Here is a 19,292-nt window from a genome sequence, read left to right as displayed (position 1 = left end):
TATATATATTTATATATACCTATATCTTATATAGGCTCTTTTCTTACTCTTGTATTAGCCCCTTTTTATGGGGATCTATCTGTATACACACCCAGACGGGCTAGGGGATGAAATATTCTAATGGGGTAGTTTTGTATAGTGGGGGGAGTTGTGGGGTGTTTTATGTAATAAAGGGATTGTGAGTAACTACACAATCCCTTTGTATATAAGGCGCGAAGGCTTTTAAGCCTAGTTCATGCCGTATTTTTTAAGTTTCTTGCGAAGAGTACCGCGGTTAATACCCATCATGGTTGCTGCGCGAGTTTGGTTACCGCGAGTGTACTGCATGATAGTGTCTAGTAGTGGCTGTTCAACTTCAGCTAATACTAATTCGTATAACTCGCTGACTTCTTGACCGTTTAATTGAGCAAGGTAATTTTTCAATGATGCTTTAACTGAGTCACGTAGTGGCTTCTGCGTGATTTGGTCTTGTGATGTAACTGTAGTTACTGTCAATGCTTCTGAAGTCAGATTTTGTTCGAACATATTCGGTCTAGCTCTTCTCGTAATTATGGTGCAACGTTATCAAAAAAACCTTCTAGCGCTTCAAGCTGCAGATCACCTGCTTCGAATGCGTTGAAGGTACGGCGAAACTCACTCGCTTGTTCATGTTCTTTTAGATACCAACCCACATGCTTACGAGCGATGCGAGGGCCTAAAAACTCTCCATAAAATTCATGTAGAGCGTGCACATGACCAAGCATGATGTCTTTCACTTCCGAAATCGGGAGTGGGTCCATCGTGGTGCCGTTTTCCAAATAGTGTAGGATTTCGTTAAAAATCCAAGGACGTCCTTGGGCAGGTCGACCTATCATTAAAGCATCAGCGCCGGTGTACTCCAGCACAAACTTCGCTTTTTCCGGACTATCGATATCACCGTTAGCGATAACCGGAATAGATACTGCTTGTTTCGCTGCTTTAATGTGTTTGTATTCTGCCTCACCTTTGTACATACAAGCGCGAGTTCTTCCATGGAGCGCAAGAGCTTGTATGCCGCAGTCTTCGGCTATTTTCGCGATTTGGACACAGTTTCTATTGTCTGTATCCCAGCCTGTGCGCGTTTTCAACGTTACTGGAACGTCGACAGCATTTACCACCGCTTTCAGAATGTCTTCAATGAGTTCTGGATGCTGCAGTAAGGCTGAGCCCGCAAGCTTCTTATTCACTTTTTTGGCTGGACAACCCATGTTGATATCGATGATTTGCGCACCGTTATCGACATTAAATTGAGCAGCCTCGGCCATAAGCTGTGGATCTGCACCAGCGATTTGTACTGAACGAATGCCCGATTCGCCTTCATGTACCATACGCTGCTGAGACTTTGACGTTTTCCAAACTTTCGGATTGGAGGACATCATTTCACTGACTGCCATCCCCGCACCGTAGCGAAGACACAACTCACGGAATGGTCTATCCGTTACGCCAGCCATAGGAGCGACGATTAGATTGTTCTTAAGTTGATAATTTCCGATTTTCAAAAATGTCATCACAGTTCTGTACCAGCAAGGGCGCGCATTTTACGCATTTTTTCGCTGCGTGAAAAGACTAATATTTGAGCATTTACAATTTGTTTTTGTAATTTGTTTAAATTTCAGTCAATTAGCGCCCAAAGTCTTGTCTAGCCTTGCTTGCGACCTGAGATTCGACACCATTCTTGTTGTTCGATGATCGGATCAATGTGAAGCTCATCACGATAATAAGTGGCAACATCTTCTGCTTGTGTATCTAAAACACCCGACATCGCAAGTACACCATTTGGCTTAACTAGGCCCTTGATGATGCCAGAAAGGTCGCGTAATGGACCCGCAAGAATGTTGGCAACAACAACGTCTGCTAGCAAACCTTCCGGTTGATCTTGTGGCAAGAACACCTCTAGTTGCTCAGCAACGCCATTGCGTTGTGCGTTGTCTTTTGATGCAAGCAGAGCTTGAGGATCAATGTCGATCCCGATAACTTTTGCTGCGCCTAGTTTGATCGCAGCGATCGCTAGGATGCCTGAGCCACAACCGAAGTCGATCACGGTTTTGCCTGCAAGGTCTAAGCCTTCAAGCCACTCAAGACACAATGCCGTTGTCGGGTGAGTACCTGTACCAAATGCAAGGCCAGGGTCTAGCATTACGTTAACAGCGTCAGGTTCAGGGATATCGCGCCAGCTAGGGCAGATCCATAAACGCTCACCAAACTTCATTGGGTGGAAGTTGTCCATCCATTCACGCTCCCAATCCTTGTCTTCAATTTGCTCTACTTTATGAGCAAAGTCTGCAGGGAACATGTTGCTTGCTTTAATCTGCGCTAGAACGACACCAGTATCAGTCTCAGCGTCGTAAAGCGCGAGAATGTCAGTATCACCCCAAAGGCGAGTTTCGCCTGGCAGAGGCTCAAATACAGGGGTATCTTGTGCATCCAGGAAAGTTACAGAAAGAGCACCAGTCTCTTCCATTAACATGTCGCCGATTTGTTCGGCATTTTCATTGGTAGCATTAAGCTTGATTTGAATCCAAGGCATGGCTGCATCTTCTATATGAGAAAAATTGGATGGCGAGTCTAGCAGAAAATATGAGCAAATTCACCAAAACCCCACGGAATATAATGGGGATTAAAGATTGATTTTTTCGGCGGTTCAAAAACAAAAATGCTCACCGAAGTGAGCATTTTGACTGTTCTTAAACGAACGGATTATGACAAACCAAGTTTCTTCTCAAGGTAGTGGATGTTTGCACCACCGTGTTGGAAGTTTTCGTCGTTCATAATAGACAGTTGAAGCTCAGTATTAACGTTAATACCTTCAACAATCATTTCACCCAATGCGTTCTTCATACGAGCGATAGCAACATCACGGTTCTCACCGTAAGTGATCAGCTTACCAATCATTGAATCGTAGTGTGGTGGCACTGTGTAACCCGTGTAGATGTGAGATTCCCAACGTACGCCCATGCCGCCTGGTGCGTGGAAACGTTCAATCTTACCTGGTGAAGGTAGGAAACGAACTGGATCTTCAGCATTGATACGACATTCGATTGAGTGGCCACGCAGCTTAATGTCATCCTGAGTGAATGATAGAGGCTGACCAGCTGCAATACGTAGCTGTTCTTTCACTAGGTCGATACCCGTTACCATTTCAGTAATCGTGTGTTCAACCTGGATACGAGTGTTCATTTCGATGAAGTAGAATTCACCGTTCTCGTATAGGAATTCAAATGTACCTGCACCGCGGTAACCGATCTCAATACATGCACGAGTACAACGTTCGCCAATGTACTTACGCATCTCTTCAGTGATACCTGGAGCTGGCGCTTCTTCCACAACTTTCTGGTGACGACGTTGCATTGAACAGTCACGCTCACCTAGGTGGATAGCATTACCTTGGCCATCTGCAAGCACTTGTACTTCAATGTGACGTGGGTTTTCTAGGAATTTCTCCATGTAAACCATGTCGTTGTTGAAACATGCTTTTGCTTCAGCACGAGTCATCGCGATAGCTTCAGTTAATTCTGCTTCAGAACGAACAACACGCATACCACGACCGCCGCCGCCGCCAGATGCCTTGATGATAACTGGGAAGCCAATGCGTTTAGCGTGCGCTTTGTTTTTTGCTTCGTCGTCGTCAAGAGGGCCGTCAGAACCTGGTACACAAGGTACGCCAGCTTTCTTCATTGACGTGATAGCTGACACTTTGTCACCCATCATGCGAATGGTTTCAGCTTTAGGGCCAACGAAGATAAAGCCACTGCGCTCTACCTGTTCTGCAAAGTCTGCATTTTCAGATAGGAAGCCGTAGCCAGGGTGAACAGCTACTGCACCTGTAACTTCAGCTGCGCTGATGATACGAGGGATGTTTAGGTAGCTATCGATACCACGAGCTGGACCGATACAAATGGTTTCGTCTGCAAGCAGTACGTGCTTAAGATCACGGTCAGCAGTTGAGTGAACCGCTACCGTTTTAATGCCAAGCTCTTTACATGCACGCAGAATACGTAGTGCAATCTCACCACGGTTCGCGATTACTAATTTATCTAACATAATGAGTGCTCTCTATTATTCGATAATTACTAGAGCTTGGTCGAATTCTACTGGTTGACCGTCTTCAACTAGGATAGCTGTTACAACACCAGATTTATCAGCTTCGATTTGGTTCATCATTTTCATTGCTTCAACGATACATAGCGTTTCGCCAGCAGTTACAGATTGACCAACTTTAACGAATGGTTTTGCGTCTGGGCTTGGAGCGCCGTAGAAAGTACCAACCATTGGAGAAAGAACTTGGTGACCAGCTGGAACTGCAGGAGCTGCTGCTTCTGCTGCTACAGGTGCCGCCGCAGGAGCTGCTGCCGCTACAGGTGCTGGAGCAGCTGCATATTGAACAGGTGCTACAGGTGCAGTGCTGTTACGACTGATTCGTACTGACTCTTCACCTTCAGAGATTTCTAGCTCAGAAATACCAGACTCTTCAACCAATTCGATTAGCTTTTTGATTTTGCGAATATCCATTGTTTCTTTCTCTTTATCTGTTAATTGAACTTACTCTATGACTGAGTAGGTTAGTAATAGTTCGTTGTTTATGTTTACTTTGAGTTGAGCTTGCTGAGCGCAGCGGTCAAAGCAAATTGATAACCTTGGGCACCTAAGCCACAAATCACACCTTCTGCTTTATCAGATAGGTAAGAGTGGTGACGGAATGGTTCACGCGCGTGAACATTCGATAGATGAACCTCAATAAATGGTATTGCAACGCCAAGTAGTGCATCACGCAGTGCCACACTGGTATGTGTAAAGGCTGCTGGGTTGATAATAATAAAATCAACATTTTGATAAGCACTATGGATAGCTTCAATCAGTTCGTACTCACGATTTGACTGTAAGTGAGATAGCTCAACATCGTGTGCTTTCGCTTGCTCGGTCAGTGAGCTAATAATCTGGTCAAGTGTTTGAGAACCGTAGTGTGCGGGCTCTCTAAGGCCTAACAGGTTAAGGTTTGGGCCATTTAAAACTAGAATGCGAAACTTTGTAGACATCGTGGGGCTATCTTCCTTTATCGTGTTTACGAACGTGAATGTTGCCATTTTATTGAAAATTTGCGGTTAATTTCCAGTGAGAAAAACCCAAATTTAAAAATTAGAACCAGATTATAGCTAATTCAGCGCAAATCGCAGCAATTTACTGGTCTAATCTCCTATTGAGAGAGTGTGAGATTGTTACCAACTTAACAAAAAAGCGCCTTAGCCTTAATTTTGTCGAGGATATTTGAGATCAAGATCAGCCATAAAAAAACCGCCACATAGGTGACGGTTTAGAAAGGAGTTGTTTTAAACAGTAATTACGTAATGTGACGGGTTGCTTATGCCAGTTCCGCTTTCTCTGCAATCAGCTTATCGACCACGCTTGGGTCTGCGAGTGTCGACGTATCGCCTAGGTTGCCAGTATCGCCAGTCGCAATCTTACGCAGGATACGACGCATGATTTTACCTGAACGAGTTTTTGGTAATGAGTCGGTCCAGTGCAGTACATCTGGCGTTGCGATTGGGCCTATCTCTTTGCGTACCCAGTCTTTCACTTCTTTATGAAGCTCTGCGGTCGGGAATTCACCATCATTCAACGTGATGTAAGCGTAAATCGCTTGGCCTTTAATATCATGAGGGATACCTACAATCGCAGCCTCTGCGATCTTATCAAATGCGACTAGAGCCGATTCAATCTCAGCGGTACCCATACGGTGACCTGATACGTTCAGAACGTCATCAACACGGCCAGTAATCCAGTAGTAACCGTCTTCATCACGACGAGCACCATCACTGGTGAAGTACATGCCTTTAAAGGTCGAGAAGTAAGTCTGTTCGAAACGGTCATGATCGCCATGAACGGTACGCATCTGGCCTGGCCAAGAGTCAAGAATCACTAGGTTGCCGTCTGTTGCACCCTCAATAATGTTACCCATGTTATCAACCAGCGCGGGTTGTACACCGAAGAATGGACGCGTCGCTGAACCCGGTTTTAGGTCTGTTGCGCCTGGTAGCGGTGCAATCAAGATTCCGCCCGTTTCTGTTTGCCACCATGTATCAACAATTGGAGACTGCTCATTACCGATTGTTTTGTAGTACCACTCCCACGCCTCTGGGTTGATAGGTTCACCCACTGAGCCCATGATTCTTAGGCTGTCACGAGACGTGCCTTCAACGGCTTCATTGCCTTTCGCCATCAATGCACGAATAGCTGTTGGCGCAGTATAAAGAATATTAACTTGGTGCTTATCGACCACTTCACTCATGCGGCTTGTGTTCGGGTAGTTCGGCACGCCTTCAAACAGAATGGTTTTTGCACCATTGGCAAGCGGTCCGTAAACAAGGTATGTGTGACCGGTAATCCAACCCACATCGGCTGTACACCAGAAAGTTTCGCCTTCTTGGTAATCGAATACGTATTTGAAGGTCATTGCTGCATAAACAAGGTAACCACCGGTGGTGTGCATAACACCCTTAGGTTTGCCTGTTGAGCCTGACGTATAAAGGATGAATAGTGGGTCTTCTGCGTTCATCTCTTCTGGAGGACAATCTGCAGATACATTAGCAATAGCATCGTGCCACCACACATCGCGGTGTTCGTGCCATGCAACATCGCCGCCAGTACGTTTGAATACTACAACCTTTTCGATGTTCTTCACTTCAGGATTCGTCAGTGCTTCATCGACATTTTTCTTCAGTGGAACCGCACGGCCGCCACGCACGCCTTCATCGGCAGTGATAACGACTTTAGAATTTGAGTCGATAATACGACCAGACAGTGCTTCTGGGGAGAAACCGCCAAATACTACTGTGTGAACCGCACCTATACGGGTACACGCCAGCATCGCAACCGCAGCTTCTGGAACCATTGGCATGTATAAACAAACTACATCACCTTTGCGCACGCCTTGCTCTTTTAGAGCATTTGAAAACAGGCACACTTCTTTGTGTAGTTCATTAAAAGTTAGAGTTTTGTCATCAGCCGGATCATCGCCTTCCCAGATAATAGCGACTTCATCGCCGCGTTCAGCAAGGTGGCGGTCGATACAGTTAGCCGAAACGTTAAGCGTGCCATCTTCAAACCAGCGAATATCAATGTGGCCAGGGTCGAAAGAGGTATTTTTTACCTGTGTGAAAGGTTTAATCCAATCAACGATTTTTCCGTGTTCACCCCAAAAGCCTTCAGGGTCAGAAACAGATTGCTGGTACATGGCTAGGTAAGTGTCATTATCCGCGTGTGTGGTTGATTTAATATTTTCTTTTACCGGATAAACGTGGGCTTCACTCATTGCATCTCTCCTTGTGCCTACATTCCTAATGAACTGGCAACTTCCTTTGTGTTCAGTTTCTAGGTCTATTACAGAACCGTCGTTGTGTTATCACTCTCGACTAGGACGGCGATTTCCACAATTAGACTTTAGGATGAGACGTTGCTTTTCACTTACAAAATAGCGAGTTAAGTTCATTTTTGAGATGTTGCTCTCTATGTGAAGCGCCAGTGGTTGAATTAAGAATAAGAAGAGTTGAAACGGGGTAGGTCACCATGTTTCAGGCGAACAAAGATCAGGGCGGCGGAGATAGCGTCTTGTAATGCATCATGTTTATTGACGGGGATAGGTAAATCGAGCTGGCGACAGATAGCGTCCATACTGAGATCAAAATAGGCGTTAGGCAGCTGCCTTTCGAGCTTGTCTTGATAAAGTTGGCTTACTTCGACTAATCGGTTAGGCAGTGGAAATCCAAGCTGTTTTAAACAGGCGCGATCGAGGATTTTTTTATCATAGCGGATGTGATAGCCGACTAAAGGACGATTTCCAATGAAGTTCAGTAGCTCGATTAAAGCCTGTTTTTCTTCGATGCCGTGCTTTAGATCTTGATGGCGAATACGGTGGATTTTTATTGAATTGCAATCGAGCGATTGAGGGGCGCGCAATCGGACTTCAAAAGGTTGGCTGGTAATGATTCGGTTGCCGATGATCTTGGTAGCGGCAATGGTGACTAATTCTGCCTGATTGGGGTCGAGGCTGGTGGTTTCACAATCGAGAGATACGTATTCGTGATTAGCAGGCGCAGTAAACAGAGGCTGATAAGTAGAGCCTTTGAGTTTATGATGCCAGTAATAACGAACCAGTCTATTCATCGTTCAATCGCCTAATCCCGTATCTGATAGTGGTAGCCAAGCCATTGCTTGAATTTTTTGACCACATGCAAGCTATGGCGAAGCAGGTCTCTGTCTGCTCGCTCCATCAATTTGACGTTAATCTTGTTGCTACTGTGCTGCTGAGAAAGTCTTTGGGCTAAGCGCCACTTAAAGAACTGTTTGAGTGCTTCACTAAGGTTATCGGCGGTACTTTGCTCAAGCACTTTCTTACAGACCAACTGTTCAATGCGTTCGAAGGTGTTGTTTACCGTGACACCATGCTCAAGACAGAGTGCCCTCACACCATGCACGATAGGGAAAATACCGCCTTGTTTGATATCGAGCCCTGACTTGGATTGTTTAACATTGCCAAACAGGGTGAGGGGTACTGAGAAGTTCAGAGCCGGTCGGCAGAATTCAGTCAGAATCAATTCTTGTCCGAGCATCAAATCACTTAGGTGCTGCTTTACGGGTTTTAATAACTCTCTATTACCCGCAACGGCGTGTGCATCCGCCATGATCGCTATATCCATCACGGTATCTGGCGTGGCTTTTTTTACCCAACGGGTGAGGGTTTGTTTCCACTCTTGTTCTGAATGCACCCATTTGGGGTTGTTGACCATCACGTTGCCCGGACAGAGTGGATAGCCCAATTGCTGCAATGTATGAGTGAGGTCGTTCATGGCGCTCTGGCATTGGTGCCACTCCAAGCCATCTTGAATTATGAGCGCGTTGTCTTGATCGGTTTTGAGAATTTGTTCCCCACGGCCTTCGGAACCCAACACGATTAGGCAGCAATGATTATGCAGTGCAGGTGGGATCACCAACTCAAAAGCCTTCTCTATGATCTGTTCGTTGACCGCAGAAATCAGCTCCATGATAAAGCGTGTGCGAATCCCATTACTGAGCAAGCTCTCGACCAGTTGACGTTGTTTGTTGGATGCCATTGCCAATTCTTCAACGCTGGTGGCGCGCGCAATACGCAAAGTAAGAACGTGGGAGTGTGTGGAGAATGCACTGAGAATCTGTGTCATATCCACCATGCCGACCGCATTTTTACCATCACAAACCATCAACCTTTTTACTCGATTTCTGGTCATGGTAATCATGGCGTTAAATAAGAAATCGCCTTGGTTCACGTGCATCACCGGAAACGTTGCGATCTCACCGACAGGCGCATCCAGTGTGAAATTATCGAGCATCACAGCATGCAATAAATTGGTTCGAGTGACGATTCCATACGGCAAGGAACATGATGATCCAAAAGCTTTTGGATCATTATGTTCCAAATGGACTAGGGCCGAGTCTAACCCTTGTTCTTTAAGGGTTTGAGTGACTTGGTTGATCGGTTGGTTTGGTTCAAGTATCAGTGGTGGGTGATAGATAGAGTCATCCACTTTGGTTAATATAAACTCGGCAAGATTCTGTTGCTGCTGGGCGGCTTCTATCAAAGCTTTTCGTGTTGATAGGTTGCTATCAAAGTAGGCAGCGAATTGGCCATTGGCGTGGTAAAGCTCAAGAAAAATATCGGTGGGCAGCAGATAACTTAATGTATCTTCGAGTGCGATATATTGGTGTTTGGTGTGGGGTTCAAACTGGCTGCGGACATCAAAAATATCGTCATTGGCATAGTGTGCGTAAATCTCACCATCACTGCTCGCGCGCTCTTCAACAGCTCCTTTGATCAAAATATGCAGGTGTCGGCTCGGCCTTTCAGCTTCCAGTATCACTTCTTGAGAGCGGTAATACACCACGTCTAATGAAGAGCGAAGCTTCAACTGTTCGGCGTCGGACAGGCTATCGAAGGGCGGGTGCTGCATATTAAATTTGTCAGGCATAAGCATCACAAGAAGAAATGGGAGTCTTTAATCAGTCTGACAAAATACCAGCGAAGCTCCAGACGACTTTAGTCTAAATGCGAGTATGAGTATTGATGAGCGTGAAATCTCTTGTTGAAATGCGATATCCAGACCCATTGAATATGGGAATACTATCCCAGTAATAATTCCCTTTTTCATCGTATGCGAGATAGGCATAATTGGTGCTGCCTTTTTCCGCACACTTTATAGGTCATTTATGTTTAGCCCTTCACCCTATGGCTGGATCTCTCAGTATTTTCTTGGTTTCTTTTTTGCGTATGGCGTGTATTTGCCATTTTGGGCGTTGTGGTTTGAAGACCAAGGCGTGTCTGCTGGTGATATTGGCGTATTGATTGGTATCGGCTTTGCAACTCGTTGTGTGGCCAACTTAGTGATTACGCCGCGTATCCATAAAGTGGAACACTTGATGCCAGCGCTACGCTGTTTGAGTTTCGCTGCGCTGCTGTTTGTCGGTTTCCACTTCTTCACCGGTGGCAGTTTTATACTGATGTTGTTGGCAACGGTACTGTTTAACCTCTGTTGTGGGCCGATCATTCCTCTTTCTGATGCGATGGCTAACCATTACAGTCGTTTGAAAATGCTCGACTACGGCCGAACTCGTCTTTGGGGATCAATTGCCTTTATCGCAGGTTCAACGGTTGTTGGCTATTTGGTGGCACAATTCGGCACCGACATGATTTTGTATACTGCGCTTGCCGGTGTGTTGCTGTCATTGATTCTTGCGATGAGAAACCCCAATGTGATGCCAGTAACACAATCTGAGCAACAAGCGGCGCGACCAAAACTAGGTGAACTGCTGCGTGAGTCGTCAGTGGTAAAGTTTTTAGCCTTGATGGCGCTGCTGCAAGGTAGTCATGCGGCTTACTACAGTTTTAGTGCGATTTATTGGAAAGAAGCGGGTCACTCAGAAGCTATCATCGGTTATTTGTGGAGTTTAGGTGTTGTTGCTGAAGTGGCCGTATTTGCTCTGAGTAAGCGATTATTCTCAGGCTGGTCACTGCGTACTTTGTTTGTCGTCGCGGCTATTGGGGTGATGGCGCGTTGGGGTATTACCGCATCAACCACGGCGATTTTTGCACTGGTGATGGTGCAGTTGCTGCACGGTGTGACATTTGCCATGGCACACATCGCCGCGATTCAATACATCCAATCTGAAGAACAAAACAAGATGGTTGCGCTACAAGCCCTGTATAACGCGATTCCATTAGGTGCCTTTATTGCACTGATGACCACCTTAAGTGGTTGGGGTTATGAGCTTTGGGGCGCAAATATCTTCTGGGGCATGGCTGCAATGGGTGCACTTGCTCTGTTCATTAAGTTGGATGAAAGAAGTTCAGTGGTTGAGATTAATCAATCAGATTCGGAACAGTCAGAATCTCACAGCAAATGCTGATAATTAGAGTCTAAAGCACAGAATTTAAGCGATGCGATTGAGTTAATCACCCATCCTTAGTTAAATGAAACCTCTCCCTTATGGAGAGGTTTTTTTATGGATGAAAAAAGGGTTTTCAATGCAAGGATGGATAGTAATTCCAGTCTCTTTAGCCTACTTGGGCGTGTTATTTCTGATCGCTTGGTATGGAGACAGGCAGGTTCGTTGGCTATCGCGTTGGCGCCCGTGGATCTATAGCCTTTCGATTGCCGTGTATTGTACCTCTTGGACCTTCTATGGAACGGTCGGGCAGGCGAGTAACAACCCTTGGTCTTTTTTACCCATTTATCTCGCCCCGATTCTGGTCTTTACACTAGGCTGGCGGATCTTGGCGCGGCTGATCCTGATTGCGAAGCGGGAGCACATCACCTCCATTGCCGACTTTATCGCGGCTCGTTACGGAAAATCTCAGGGCTTAGCTGTGGCGGTGACGGTTATCGCCGTGGTCGGTATCCTTCCTTATATCGCTCTGCAACTGCGTGGTATTACCATGGGGTTGGATATTGTTGCGCCCAACCTAGCGGCTGACTTCGGTTATCAGGACTATCATGTGTCTTGGTTTGTGGTCGGTGCTTTGGCTATTTTTACCATGCTGTTTGGTACAAGACACATTGATAACACAGAGCATCACCGTGGCATGATGATGGCGGTGGCGTTTGAATCCATCGTTAAGCTCGCCGCATTCTTGATTGTTGGCTTGTTCATCATGTATCTGGCGATGAGCAGCGACAAGATCGACTTGCTTGATGTGGCGGCTTCCACCTACGAATCACCCAATATTCCGACCTTAATTATTCATACCGTTTTAACCATGTTGGCGATTGTCTGTTTGCCCCGCCAGTTCCATACCATGGTGGTAGAGAACGAACGTCCTCAAGACCTGCATACCGCTCGCTGGTTGTTTCCGCTTTACCTGATTTTGATGGGACTGTTCGTGCTGCCAATTGCTTGGGCAGGACAAGGACTACTTACTGGTATGCCAGCGGATACCTATGTGATCAGTGTGCCAATGTCAGAAGGCGCTAATCACATTGCCTTGCTGGCTTTCCTTGGTGGTACGTCTGCGGCAAGTGGCATGGTGATAGTGTCGACCATCGCCTTGGCGATCATGGTGTCGAATGATTTAGTGATGCCACTGTTACTGCGCCGTATGCGCCTAACCCAAAGAACCCATCGACACTTTTCTGGCCTGCTATTGGTGATTCGCCGCGGGCTAATTTTACTGCTGCTACTGGGTGCTTGGCTGTTTTATCAAGCGCTCGATACCATCCATTCATTGTCGGCTATTGGCTTCCTTTCTTTTGCTGCGATTGCTCAGTTCGCTCCTGCATTAATTGGTGGATTGTACTGGCGTCCCGGAAACCGTAAGGGTGTTTATGTCGGTTTACTTGTCGGTTCGGTGATCTGGCTGATTACCCTGATGAGTCAAACCAGCATGCTAGCGGGCGATAGCGAAAGTAACTTACTGCTGTGGATTATCACGCCGCCAGAACTGCTGAGAAGTTGGGATGTTAGCAGCTCCAATTGGGGCATAGTGCTGAGTATTTTACTCAATACCTTGTGCTATGCCGTGGTCTCGATGACGACCAGACCAAGCCTAAGTGAGCGCTTACAATCGGCAGCATTTGTTGGCACGCCGCTGCCTGAAAATGAGAATATCAGCCTTTACCAGAACCGAGTGACGGTCGCTGAATTAGAGATGCTGGCGTCGCGTTTTGTAGGCCGTAAGCGTGCCAAAAGTGCCTTACACAGCTATTGGCAACAACACGGTCAGCCGCTGCTTCCTAATCAACAAGCGCCTGCAAGTCTGATTCGACACGCAGAGCGCGTGCTCGCCGGAGTATTCGGTGCTTCGTCTGCTAAGTTAGTACTTACTTCCGCTTTACAGGGAAGAAACATGCAGCTTGAAGAAGTCGCGACCATCGTGGATGAAGCTTCGGAACTGTACGACTTCAGCCGTGGTTTACTGCAAGGAGCGATTGAACATATTGGCCAAGGCATCGCAGTAATCGACAAACAAATGAGGCTGGTGGCATGGAATCAGCGTTACCTAGAGTTGTTTGAGTTCCCTGCTGGCTTGATTCAGGTTGGGCGACCCATTTCAGATGTGATTCGTCATAATGCTGAACAAGGTTTGTGTGGTCCGGGTGACCCTGAAGATCATGTGCGTCGCCGTGTTTATCATTTGGAGCAAGGCACTCGACATACCTCTTCTCGCATTCGTCCTGATGGTCGAGTGATTGAAGTGCAAGGTAACCCGATGCCAAGTGGTGGCTTTGTGATGAGCTTTACCGACATCACGGTATTCCGACAAGCAGAGCAAGCGCTAAAAGATGCCAACGAAAGTTTGGAATCGAGAGTGCATGAGCGAACTCAAGAACTCGAAAAACTGAACCATCGCTTGGTAAAAGCCACGCAGATTTCGGATCAAGAATCACAATCTAAGAGTCGTTTTCTAGCCGCGGTAAGCCACGATTTGATGCAGCCGCTCAATGCCGCACGTCTATTTGCTTCGTCACTGTCTGAGGTGGCAAAAGAGCAAGAGGTGAAGCAATTGTCATCTCACATCGAGAGTGCACTTGGCGCCGCAGAAGATTTGATTGGTGACTTGCTGGATATCTCTCGATTGGAGTCCGGAAAGTTAGAAACCAACATTCACGCGATTGCCGTGCATGACGTATTAACCAATTTGAACGCGGAATTTAGCGCTCTAGCGAGACAACAGAAAATTGAGTTTAAGATGATTCCGTCGTCATTGTTCATTCATTCAGACCCTAAGCTGTTGAGGCGTGTGATTCAGAACTTTTTGACCAATGCGTTCCGCTATAACCCGGAAGGGAAAGTGGTACTGGGTGCGAGAAGAGTGAATGGACAGGTTCGAATTGATGTGTGGGATAATGGAACCGGTATCGATGAAGACAAGCAACAAGAAATCTTTGAAGAGTTTACTCGTGGCAGCCAAGTACGAGCCGATCAAGGATTGGGGTTAGGGCTGGCTATCTCGAAAGGTATTGCTCATGTGCTTGGCCATCAAATTTCGATGCGCTCATGGCCGGGGCAAGGCAGTGTCTTTTCCATCACCTTAGCTAGAGCGGAAAAAGTGGCTCCAGTTGTGCAAGCTTCGACGCCAATGGCGACCAGCGACATCGAACATCTCAAGATATTGTGTGTCGATAATGAACGAGAAATCTTAGTCGGTATGGAAAACCTGATCGGACGTTGGGGCTGTGAGGTTAAGACGGCGGTTGATTTGGTCGAAAGCTTGCAGTGCCTAGATGAGGGTTGGCTACCTGATGTGATTTTCTCTGATTACCGTTTAGATAATGGCAGAACGGGTCTCGAAGTCCTGCAGCAGTGTCGCTTGCGCCTCGGAGACTCTTTTGAAGGGGTCATCATTAGTGCCGATAGAACCGATGACATGTTGGCAGCGATAAAGGCCAACAGCTTTCGCTTTATTGCCAAGCCAGTGAAGCCACTTAAGTTAAGAGCGGTCTTGAATCGAGTGAGCTAGTTTGGGTTAACAGGCTCGGATTAGTACGTTCGTGAGCGGATAGTGAAAAGGCCTCAGATGAGGCCTTTTTTTGTCTCTGTTTTTTTTGCGAACGCCGATTCGCTTGTTAATTCAATAACTAACCAGCAATGCCACCTTGTGTCAGTGTGGTTGGATCAAGCAGTTTACTGAGCTCTTCTCGGCTAAGATCGGTTTCTCTTTCTGCGACATCCAGAATTGGTAAGCCTTCTTTGTAAGCTTTCTTGGCAATATCAGCCGCCTTCAAGTAGCCAATCACAGGGTTAAGTGCGGTCACTAGGATTGGGTTCTTTGACAGTGCCAAATCGAGATTGTCTTGGCGTACCGTGAAGGTCGCGATGGCTTTGTCCGCTAAAGCGACTGAGCTGTTTGCCAATAACTCAATACTTTCCAACACGTTATGAGCAATTACTGGCAGCATCACATTAAGTTGGAAGTTACCTGATTGTCCGGCTACGGTAATGGTGGTGTCGTTGCCAATGACTTGCGCCGCCGCCATAGCTGCAGCTTCTGGAATCACAGGATTTACCTTGCCAGGCATGATCGATGAGCCTGGTTGTAGAGCCTGTAATTCAATTTCCCCTAAGCCAGCCAACGGCCCAGAGTTCATCCAGCGAAGATCGTTTGAGATCTTCATGATCGCAACTGCTGCCGTTTTGAGCTGACCTGACAGCGCAACGATCGCGTCTTGACTGCTGAGGCTAAAAAAGAAGTTTTCACTCGAGCTAAAACTGATCTTTGTCGATTGAGACAGGTTACTCGCAAACTTATCGGCAAAGCGTGGGTCAGCATTGATCCCTGTTCCAACCGCAGTACCACCTTGTGCTAAAGCCTTGATAGCGGGCAGGGTGTTCTCTATTGCTTGCTTAGCGTGTTCTATCTGAAATTTCCAACCACCTAGCTCTTGAGCAAAGGTCATTGGCATCGCATCCATTAGATGAGTGCGGCCGGTCTTCACGACCTCCGCAAGTTCCTGTTGTTTGATGGTGAGTGCTTCAGAAAGGTGAGTTAATGCAGGTAATAGCTTATTTTCAGCCATCAAAGCAACGCTCACTTGAATTGCGGTTGGCACCACATCGTTACTGCTTTGGCCCATGTTGACGTGATCATTGGGGTTCACGTCGCCTTGCAAGCTTCTTGAGGCAAGCGTAGCAATCACTTCATTGGCATTCATGTTGGAACTGGTACCTGAACCGGTTTGGTAGACATCGATAGGGAATTGATCGAGGTGTTTACCCTCAATGATCTCTTGGCTGGCTTCGGCTATCGCGTTGGCAATATCACCTTCCAGTAGACCTAACTGAGCATTGGTATCTGCCGCTGCCTGTTTAATTAACGCCAGTGCTTGAATAAAACTGGTCGGCATCTTGTGAGAGCTAAACGCGAAGTTATCCGCTGCACGCTGAGTTTGTGCTTGGTATAGCGCATCGGCAGGGACTTTCACTTCGCCCATGCTGTCTTTTTCAATCCGAAATTGTAGGGTCATGTTCTATCCTTGTTAGCCAAGTGGGGCTTGGACTTGTTTTAGTGTTTGGCTGAGATTCAAAAAACGCGCTTGGCCTTGAGGTTGCTGGCAGTAGTGGCGCTTCAAATAAAATAGTGGTGAGTGAATAGAGTCTAGGCAGATATGACGAAAGGCGAAACTGCGCTGAGGAGACTCAATCGCTTCAATCAAATGAAAGAAAACTTGGCGTAGATACAGCTCGCACAACAAGATGTTTTCTTGAGCGGCATGCTTTTCATAGTAAGCCGAAAGCGTCAGTGCACACTCGATATACTCTCGAATTACAAACGGCTCATGGCCTTGAACTTGTTCTAATGAAGCAAAGCGATCCTGTGCTTTGTAAAATCTCGAATAGAGAACCTGCTGCTCTTTCATCATCATCTGCATCTCTTTATTGGATGTTAATGATAATTATTATCAAATAAAATTTTAAAAACAACCCTTTGTTTATCTTTTTATAAAGTGAGCAGAAAAAGAAAAAGCCGATACACGAAGTATCGGCTTTCTGGAGTCAGTACCTAATCCCTACAATGTAAGTACTGATTCATTTTTTGCTAAACATCTTTGTTTAATGGTCGTGCTTAGTGGTCGTGAGCTTCACCTGCACCTTTCGGGTAACGGATGTTCTCAACCATATCTTGTACATCTTGTGGTACTTCAGCAGTTACTTTGTTTACAGCAATCGATACTACGAAGTTTAGACACATACCTAGCGTACCGATGCCTTCTGGGCTGATACCAAACCACCAGTTTTCAGGTGTGCTTGCTGCTGGGTTAATGAACTTGAAGTAGATGATGTAGCTTGCTGTGAAGGCAATACCTGACAACATACCTGCAATTGCGCCTTCCTTGTTCATCTTCTTGTAGAAGATACCTAGGATAATCGCTGGGAAGAAGGATGCTGCGGCTAAGCCGAAGGCAAACGCTACTACCTGTGCTACAAAGCCTGGTGGGTTAATACCTAAGTAACCGGCACCGACAATCGCGACCATGGCTGCCAGACGAGCGGCTAACAGCTCCTGCTTGTCGGTCATGTTTGGTCTGAAGCCTTTCTTCAACAAGTCATGTGAAATCGACGTTGAGATGACCAATAGTAGACCCGCGGCTGTTGATAGTGCGGCTGCTAGGCCACCGGCTGCAAGCAGTGCTACAACCCAGTTTGGTAGTTTCGCTAGCTCTGGAGAAGCCAGTACGATGATGTCACGGTTAATCTTCATCTCGTTGCGCTCATCGCCCGAGTAGAACATTTTGCCATCGCCGTTCTTATCTTCCCAACCTACTAGGCCAGTGCTTTCCCAGTTTTTGTACCAGCTTGGTGCGTCCGTTGCAGCGACACCTTGCATGTCAGGGCCGTTGATTGTTTCGATCATGTTTACACGAGCGAATGCTGCAACGCCTGGTGCTGTTGTGTATAGCAATGAGATGAACAGTAGTGCCCAACCCGCTGAGATACGAGCATCACGTACTTTTGGTACCGTGAAGAAACGAATGATTACGTGTGGAAGACCCGCAGTACCGACCATTAGAGCCGCACAGATGAAGAATACATCTACCATGCTCTTGTTACCTTCGGTATAGGCGGTAAATCCGAGTTCTTCGGTCAGTCCATCCAGTTTATCAAGAAGGTAAACATCTGTGCCTGATAGCGTAGAGCCCATACCAACTTGTGGAAGTGGGTTACCTGTCATCATGATTGAGGTAAAGATTGCTGGAACAAGGAAGGCGAAAATGAGGACACAGAATTGAGCTACCTGCGTATAAGTGATGCCTTTCATGCCACCTAGTACTGCGTAGAAGAACACAATACCCATACCAATGATGATGCCTAGGTTAATATCAACTTCTAGGAAACGAGAGAATACAACGCCCACACCACGCATCTGGCCTGCAACGTACGTAAACGATACGAAGATTGCACAGAATACCGCTACCATACGTGCCGTTTTCGAGTAGTAACGCTCACCGATGAAATCAGGAACCGTAAACTGACCGAACTTACGTAGGTAAGGTGCTAAACATAGCGCAAGTAGTACATAACCACCTGTCCAACCCATTAGGTAAACCGCACCGTCGTAACCAACGAATGAGATGATACCTGCCATTGAGATGAATGATGCTGCCGACATCCAGTCAGCGGCGGTCGCCATGCCGTTTGCTACTGGGTGTACACCACCGCCAGCAACGTAGAACTCACTAGTAGACCCTGCACGAGCCCAGATTGCGATGCCGATATATACCGCGAAAGTAATACCGACGAGAATAAACGTCCAAGTTTGAATATCCATGTTCTAGCCTCTAGTCTTCCTGTACGTTGTATTTTTTGTCGAGCGCATTCATGCGGACAACGTAAATAAATATCAGCGCCACGAAGGTGTATATCGAACCTTGCTGAGCGAACCAAAATCCTAGCTTGAACCCGCCAAACTGAACGGTATTGAGGGCATCCACAAATAAGATGCCAGCGCCGTAAGACACCGCAAACCAGACCGCGAGCAGTGTTCCCATAATTCCCAAGTTTTCCTTCCAGTAGGCTTGAGCATGTTCCGTAGATTCGAACGCCATTGCCTTCTCCTTTATTCCGTTTTCGTAGAAACTGTTTTTGTGAAACCGTTTTGTAAAATAGCGTGTTAACGTAATGTTACGATTTAGAATGTAGCAAGGATAAGTCAAGGGATCTGTGCAACTTTAGTCGGGATGGTATTAGCGCTAATGTACTGAAATATGGGAGCTAGGAGACATAATCATAGAAAAATGTGATGTTAAAATGTTGTT

The 19,292-nt window shown here is 46.5% G+C and carries 15 protein-coding genes; 2 read left to right on the top strand and 13 right to left on the bottom strand.

Features of this window, described 5'->3' with window-relative positions; translation table 11 throughout:
- Positions 1-228: 228 nt before the first annotated feature.
- The 9 genes from fis to AB4486_RS22045 all read right to left on the bottom strand — a co-directional run bounded on the left by fis (position 229) and on the right by AB4486_RS22045 (position 10,019).
- Complete coding sequence (gene fis / locus AB4486_RS22085) at positions 229-525, bottom strand: DNA-binding transcriptional regulator Fis (protein WP_004729744.1); 297 nt, start codon at positions 523-525, stop codon at positions 229-231.
- A gap of 23 nt (positions 526-548) precedes the next feature.
- Positions 549-1,517, bottom strand: a complete 969-nt coding sequence (gene dusB / locus AB4486_RS22080) for a tRNA dihydrouridine synthase DusB (protein ID WP_032546269.1) — start codon at positions 1,515-1,517, stop codon at positions 549-551.
- A 140-nt stretch (positions 1,518-1,657) separates the two neighbouring features.
- Positions 1,658-2,545, bottom strand: a complete 888-nt coding sequence (gene prmA, locus AB4486_RS22075; protein WP_017055901.1) for a 50S ribosomal protein L11 methyltransferase — start codon at positions 2,543-2,545, stop codon at positions 1,658-1,660.
- A gap of 170 nt (positions 2,546-2,715) precedes the next feature.
- Positions 2,716-4,059, bottom strand: a complete 1,344-nt coding sequence (accC, locus tag AB4486_RS22070; protein ID WP_017062706.1) for an acetyl-CoA carboxylase biotin carboxylase subunit — start codon at positions 4,057-4,059, stop codon at positions 2,716-2,718.
- A 15-nt stretch (positions 4,060-4,074) separates the two neighbouring features.
- Positions 4,075-4,527 (bottom strand): acetyl-CoA carboxylase biotin carboxyl carrier protein, encoded by a 453-nt coding sequence (gene accB, locus AB4486_RS22065; RefSeq protein WP_017062707.1) that lies wholly within the window; start codon positions 4,525-4,527, stop codon positions 4,075-4,077.
- 74 nt (positions 4,528-4,601) lie between these two features.
- Positions 4,602-5,051, bottom strand: coding sequence for a type II 3-dehydroquinate dehydratase (gene aroQ, locus AB4486_RS22060; RefSeq protein ID WP_010435475.1), 450 nt, complete (start codon positions 5,049-5,051; stop codon positions 4,602-4,604).
- Between the two features lie 323 nt (positions 5,052-5,374).
- Complete coding sequence (acs, locus tag AB4486_RS22055) at positions 5,375-7,324, bottom strand: acetate--CoA ligase (RefSeq protein ID WP_009844693.1); 1,950 nt, start codon at positions 7,322-7,324, stop codon at positions 5,375-5,377.
- Positions 7,325-7,542: 218 nt separating this feature from the next.
- A complete protein-coding gene (locus AB4486_RS22050; protein WP_009844694.1) occupies positions 7,543-8,175 on the bottom strand; it encodes a 3'-5' exonuclease in 633 nt (210 codons plus the stop codon).
- 11 nt (positions 8,176-8,186) lie between these two features.
- A complete protein-coding gene (locus tag AB4486_RS22045) occupies positions 8,187-10,019 on the bottom strand; it encodes a DUF294 nucleotidyltransferase-like domain-containing protein (RefSeq protein ID WP_372118632.1) in 1,833 nt (610 codons plus the stop codon).
- Positions 10,020-10,251: 232 nt separating this feature from the next.
- Here AB4486_RS22045 and AB4486_RS22040 point away from each other — a divergent pair, with 232 nt between their 5' ends.
- Together AB4486_RS22040 and AB4486_RS22035 are read left to right on the top strand one after the other, a co-directional pair.
- Positions 10,252-11,448 carry a 3-phenylpropionate MFS transporter gene (locus tag AB4486_RS22040; RefSeq protein WP_017062710.1) on the top strand — a complete coding sequence of 399 codons (1,197 nt, stop codon included), beginning with the start codon at positions 10,252-10,254 and terminating at the stop codon, positions 11,446-11,448.
- A gap of 118 nt (positions 11,449-11,566) precedes the next feature.
- On the top strand, positions 11,567-14,998 hold the full coding sequence (locus AB4486_RS22035; protein WP_372118626.1) for a PAS-domain containing protein: 3,432 nt from the start codon (positions 11,567-11,569) through the stop codon (positions 14,996-14,998).
- Positions 14,999-15,116: 118 nt separating this feature from the next.
- Here AB4486_RS22035 and AB4486_RS22030 read toward each other — a convergent pair whose 3' ends face one another.
- The 4 genes from AB4486_RS22030 to AB4486_RS22015 form a co-directional block, all read right to left on the bottom strand.
- Positions 15,117-16,502 (bottom strand): lyase family protein, encoded by a 1,386-nt coding sequence (locus AB4486_RS22030; protein WP_017062713.1) that lies wholly within the window; start codon positions 16,500-16,502, stop codon positions 15,117-15,119.
- A 12-nt stretch (positions 16,503-16,514) separates the two neighbouring features.
- Entirely contained in the window at positions 16,515-16,901 is a 387-nt protein-coding gene (locus AB4486_RS22025; protein ID WP_017068852.1) for a hypothetical protein, read from the bottom strand.
- 200 nt (positions 16,902-17,101) lie between these two features.
- Positions 17,102-18,805 (bottom strand): sodium:solute symporter family protein, encoded by a 1,704-nt coding sequence (locus AB4486_RS22020; RefSeq protein WP_372118623.1) that lies wholly within the window; start codon positions 18,803-18,805, stop codon positions 17,102-17,104.
- A gap of 10 nt (positions 18,806-18,815) precedes the next feature.
- A complete protein-coding gene (locus AB4486_RS22015) occupies positions 18,816-19,082 on the bottom strand; it encodes a DUF4212 domain-containing protein (RefSeq protein WP_010435433.1) in 267 nt (88 codons plus the stop codon).
- Positions 19,083-19,292: the final 210 nt, after the last annotated feature.

The organism is Vibrio sp. 10N.222.55.C6 (genome assembly GCF_041473395.1).
Taxonomy (GTDB): domain Bacteria; phylum Pseudomonadota; class Gammaproteobacteria; order Enterobacterales; family Vibrionaceae; genus Vibrio; species Vibrio crassostreae_C.
This window is presented reverse-complemented; position numbering and strand designations above follow the sequence as displayed.

Coding starts and splice junctions, on each gene's coding strand:
- AB4486_RS22045 (WP_372118632.1), bottom strand. CDS start 10,019: ATGCTTATGCCTGACAAATTTAATATGCAGCACCCGCCCTTCGATAGC.
- aroQ (WP_010435475.1), bottom strand. CDS start 5,051: ATGTCTACAAAGTTTCGCATTCTAGTTTTAAATGGCCCAAACCTTAAC.
- acs (WP_009844693.1), bottom strand. CDS start 7,324: ATGAGTGAAGCCCACGTTTATCCGGTAAAAGAAAATATTAAATCAACC.
- AB4486_RS22020 (WP_372118623.1), bottom strand. CDS start 18,805: ATGGATATTCAAACTTGGACGTTTATTCTCGTCGGTATTACTTTCGCG.
- AB4486_RS22040 (WP_017062710.1), top strand. CDS start 10,252: ATGTTTAGCCCTTCACCCTATGGCTGGATCTCTCAGTATTTTCTTGGT.
- fis (WP_004729744.1), bottom strand. CDS start 525: ATGTTCGAACAAAATCTGACTTCAGAAGCATTGACAGTAACTACAGTT.
- accC (WP_017062706.1), bottom strand. CDS start 4,059: ATGTTAGATAAATTAGTAATCGCGAACCGTGGTGAGATTGCACTACGT.
- AB4486_RS22015 (WP_010435433.1), bottom strand. CDS start 19,082: ATGGCGTTCGAATCTACGGAACATGCTCAAGCCTACTGGAAGGAAAAC.
- AB4486_RS22035 (WP_372118626.1), top strand. CDS start 11,567: ATGCAAGGATGGATAGTAATTCCAGTCTCTTTAGCCTACTTGGGCGTG.
- AB4486_RS22030 (WP_017062713.1), bottom strand. CDS start 16,502: ATGACCCTACAATTTCGGATTGAAAAAGACAGCATGGGCGAAGTGAAA.
- AB4486_RS22050 (WP_009844694.1), bottom strand. CDS start 8,175: ATGAATAGACTGGTTCGTTATTACTGGCATCATAAACTCAAAGGCTCT.
- prmA (WP_017055901.1), bottom strand. CDS start 2,545: ATGCCTTGGATTCAAATCAAGCTTAATGCTACCAATGAAAATGCCGAA.
- AB4486_RS22025 (WP_017068852.1), bottom strand. CDS start 16,901: ATGATGATGAAAGAGCAGCAGGTTCTCTATTCGAGATTTTACAAAGCA.
- accB (WP_017062707.1), bottom strand. CDS start 4,527: ATGGATATTCGCAAAATCAAAAAGCTAATCGAATTGGTTGAAGAGTCT.